The organism is Terriglobales bacterium (assembly GCA_035624455.1).
GTDB lineage: Bacteria > Acidobacteriota > Terriglobia > Terriglobales > Acidobacteriaceae > DASPRM01.
In genome coordinates this window covers 1-4,108 of sequence record DASPRM010000088.1, presented here as the reverse complement: position 1 = coordinate 4,108, position 4,108 = coordinate 1, and the positions used below count along the sequence as shown (strand labels likewise).

Genomic DNA, 4,108 nt, shown 5'->3' with positions numbered 1-4,108 from the left:
GCCAGTGCGGGTTTCCTGATCTCCAACGCTGCAGACTGCCCAGAAGCGCTGATAAATGCCACCTCGCTGGAGGTGCCCGATGATTCCACTACCTCTTCCTCTTATTGCTACGATCGTCGTTATCTTGTACGTCCTGAGCGCGATCAAGATCCTGCGCGAATATGAGCGGGGTGTGATTTTTCGCCTGGGGCGACTACTTCCCCAAGCCAAGGGACCGGGAATCATCCTGGTGTTTTACCCGGTCGATCGAATGGTACGGATTTCCTTGCGCCAGGAGGCGCTCGAGGTAAGGCCTCAGGACATCATTACGCGCGACAACGTCACATTGAAAGTGAACGCAGTGATCTTCCTCCGCGCAATCGACCCGCGGCAGGCGGTAGTTGAAGTGTCCGACTACCTGAACCAGACTTCGCAATTTGCGCAAACTACACTGCGCTCAGTCCTCGGCGAGGCAGAGTTGGATGAACTGTTGGCCCATCGGGACAAAATCAACATGCGCCTGCAGGGCATTCTCGATGCCCACACCGCGCCTTGGGGTGTCAAAGTTGTGAATGTGGAGGTTAAGCAAGTGGATCTACCAGAATCTATGCTTCGTGCGATGGCCAAGCAGGCAGAAGCGGAACGCGAGAAGCGGTCAAAGATCATCCATGCAGAGGGCGAGTTCTCGGCGGCACAGCGATTGGTAGATGCAGCCCGCTTGCTGGCCGAGGAACCGGTCAGCATCCAGCTACGCTACCTCCAGACATTGACTGAAATCGGGGTGGAAAAGAACACGACGTTGGTTTTCCCCGTGCCAGTGGACATATTTTCGCGCATCACGAAACTCGGGGAGAAAGGGTGAGGGGGCAGCGCCGCTACACCCATGGGATTCTGAAGGAAGGAGCTGATGAATCGGTGATTCGCGGGCTCGGCAGAGCGGCGATGCCTGTGATGTGGGTCACTGTGTGCCGCCCTGGGCTTTAAATAGGATACATGTAGGTTGTTGGCCCCACTGGCAAGGTCAAGGGAGTTTGGGAGCCGCAGTACGAGGGAGCAGTCCATGCGTGCCCCGCCATCCTGGGAGGAAATTACTTCGAACCTGGGCTGGGACGTGGCCGAGCGGGAACTAGGCTATCGGCCCGGTCACCCCATCAACATCGCCTGGATGTGCAGCGACCGCATCTGTCAACTGGGCCTGGCAAAGAAGTTGGCTCTGCTTTGGGAAGACTATCAAGGTAAGGCAAAGCGATTCACTTACGACGACGTTCGAATTCTCTCCAATACCATCGCCTACTTCCTTTCCGAGCTAGGGATTCAGCCGGGGGAACGAGTTTGCTTGTTTCTGGACCGTGTGCCCGAGCTGTATATCGGATTTCTCGGGATTCTGAAGATGGGAGCGGTGGCACAACCGCTGTTCTCTGCGTTCGGCGACGAATCACTCTTGGTCCGACTTGCCGATGCCGAAACCTGCGCCATCCTCACGCAAAAGAAGCATCTGTACAAGGTTCGCAAGATCCGCGAGCTGGTGCCGAGCCTTCGACACATCATCGTTGTGGACGCAGACTCGGCTTCCCTTGGAGAGCGCGAAACTGCCTTTGCGATGGAGCGAGCTCCGGGGGGCAAACATTTCCCCGCTTATCCGACGATGGCCGATTCTCCCTCAGTTCTGCACTATACCTCCGGGACGACTGGTCAGCCAAAGGGTGCGCAACACGTCCATTATTCGATCATCGCCCAGTACCTCACCGCGAAATGGGTACTCGATCTCCAGCCCGATGACATTTACTGGTGCAACGCCGACCCCGGCTGGGTCACGGGCACGTCGTACGGCATTATCGGCCCATGGTCGAACGGGGTTACGCAGGTGGTGCTCGATTCTGGGTTCAATGCTGAACGGTGGTATGAGTTTATCGAACGGTACCGCGTGAGCGTCTGGTATTCGGCGCCGACTGCTATCCGCCTTCTCATGAAGGAGGGCGTGGAAGTCGCCCAGAAGCGTAATTTGTCAAGCTTGCGCCATCTGGCTAGCGTCGGCGAACCGTTAAACCCCGAGGCCGTACTCTGGTCGCATGAAGTGTTCGGGAGGCCATTTCACGATACCTTCTGGCAGACCGAAACCGGCTGCATCGTCATCAGCAACCTTCCCGGGATGATGATCAAGCCCGGATCCATGGGGAAGCCGTTTCCAGGAATAACTGCAACCGTGCTTGATCCGAAGACCTACGAGCCCGTGAACCGGGCGGGCGTGGCCGGCCTGATCGCGCTACGGCCCGGCTGGCCGTCGCAGATTCGCGGCTACTGGAACAACCAGGAAGGATTCCAGGCGAAGTTCAAGAATGGATGGTATCTGTGCGGCGACCGCGCCTCAATCGATCGCGATGGCTACTTCTGGTTCATGGGGCGGGACGACGATGTCATCAACACAGGCGGACATCTGGTCGGTCCTTTCGAAGTCGAATCGGCACTGCTGGAATGCCCGGCGGTGGCCGAGTCCGCCGTCGTCGCCAAACCCGATCCCGTCAACATGGAAGTCGTGAAAGCGTATGTGACCCTGAAGCGAGGATTCCGACCATCCGATGATCTTGAACTGGACATCATGAACAATATTCGCAAGCGGTTGTCGCCGCTGGCGATGCCCCAGGAAATCGAGTTTGTGAGCTCCCTGCCCAAGACGCGCAGCGGCAAGATCGTTCGCCGCATCCTGCGCTGCAAGGAGTTCAACGAGCCTGTGGGAGACCTCTCCACGATCATGGAAGACTGAGAGGTGACAATGGACGAAATCACCAAAGTAGTTCGTGACTACATTATCCGGGAGTACGTGCAAGAGGGAGACGAGCGGGAGATCACCGAAACCACGCCGCTGATCTCCAGCGGCCTTGTGGATTCTTTCTCCATGGTGTCACTGCTGCGATTCCTGGAAAAGAAGTACACGATTCACATTCCCGACTCCGCCGCTACACCCGAAGCCTTCGACACGGTCGAGCGCATTGTGGCCTTGGTACGGCGGTTTCAGAAAGCTGAAGTCGGCAGCGTTTAGAACGTGCCCGACGCTGCCAACGCCTGATGCGGACTTAGGCACGGGTACGATCTCTCATTACGCGAGGCCTCTTATGTCCTTCTCCAATGTGGTTCGTGAAAGCTATCTGACCGAGATTGAAGGAATCAAAGCCGCGGGCCTTTTCAAAGAGGAACGCTATATCCACTCACCGCAATCAGCGGAAATTGAAGTGGAATTCCCGGTCGGTTCTGCCATCCGCAAGTGTATCAACATCTGCTCCAACAACTATCTTGGGCTGTCGAGCCACCCGGAGGTGATCGCTGCCGCGCACGCTGGCCTCGATGGACGCGGCTACGGAATGTCTTCGGTGCGCTTCATTTGTGGCACTCAGGACATTCACCGGGAACTGGAGAGGCGGCTGAGCGAGTTCCTCGGCACCGAGGACACCTTGCTCTTCCCCTCCTGCATGGACGCCAACGCCGGCTTCTTCGAAGCCTGTCTAAAGGAGCAGGACGTGATGATCGCCGATCGGCTCGTTCACGCGTCGATTGTGGACGGCATGCGTCTGTCGAAAGCCATGCAAGACACGTACAAACATTCCGACATGGGGCACCTGGAGGAGAAGCTGCAAGAACACCAGGATAAGCGGTTCCGCATGGTTATCACCGATGGCGTGTTTTCCATGGACGGCGATACCGCCAAGCTGGCTGAAATCGTTGCCCTGGCCGAGAAGTACAACGCAATGGTTTTCGTGGATGACTCCCATGCTACCGGCTTCATTGGCAAAACCGGACGTGGAACACACGAGCACTGCGGCGTATTCGGCAAGATCGATGTGATCACCACAACGCTGGGAAAGGCGTTAGGCGGCGCTTCCGGCGGCTGCGTCAGCGGACGGCGCGAGTTGGTGGAGATGTGCCGCCAACGGGCACGACCTTATCTGTTTTCCAATGCCGTGGCGCCGGTAATCGTGGCCGGAGCCCTAAAGGTGCTGGATTTGATCACTACCACGACCAAGCGCCGCGACAAACTGGAGTGGAACGCCCGGTACTGGCGTGGTCTGCTCACGGATGCTGGTTTCGACCTCAAGGAAGGTGACACCCCGATCGTGCCGGTCATGCTCTATGACGC

The 4,108-nt window shown here is 57.4% G+C and carries 4 protein-coding genes; all 4 read left to right on the top strand.

Annotated elements, in window-relative coordinates:
- Positions 1-79: 79 nt before the first annotated feature.
- Positions 80-841: a slipin family protein gene (locus tag VEG30_09565; GenBank protein HXZ80165.1), complete on the top strand. Its 762-nt coding sequence runs from the start codon at positions 80-82 to the stop codon at positions 839-841.
- 198 nt (positions 842-1,039) lie between these two features.
- A complete protein-coding gene (locus VEG30_09560) occupies positions 1,040-2,740 on the top strand; it encodes an AMP-binding protein (protein HXZ80164.1) in 1,701 nt (566 codons plus the stop codon).
- Between the two features lie 9 nt (positions 2,741-2,749).
- A complete protein-coding gene (locus VEG30_09555) occupies positions 2,750-3,016 on the top strand; it encodes an acyl carrier protein (GenBank protein ID HXZ80163.1) in 267 nt (88 codons plus the stop codon).
- A gap of 73 nt (positions 3,017-3,089) precedes the next feature.
- The coding region (locus VEG30_09550) for a glycine C-acetyltransferase (GenBank protein HXZ80162.1) at positions 3,090-4,108 on the top strand (1,019 nt) is incomplete at its 3' end.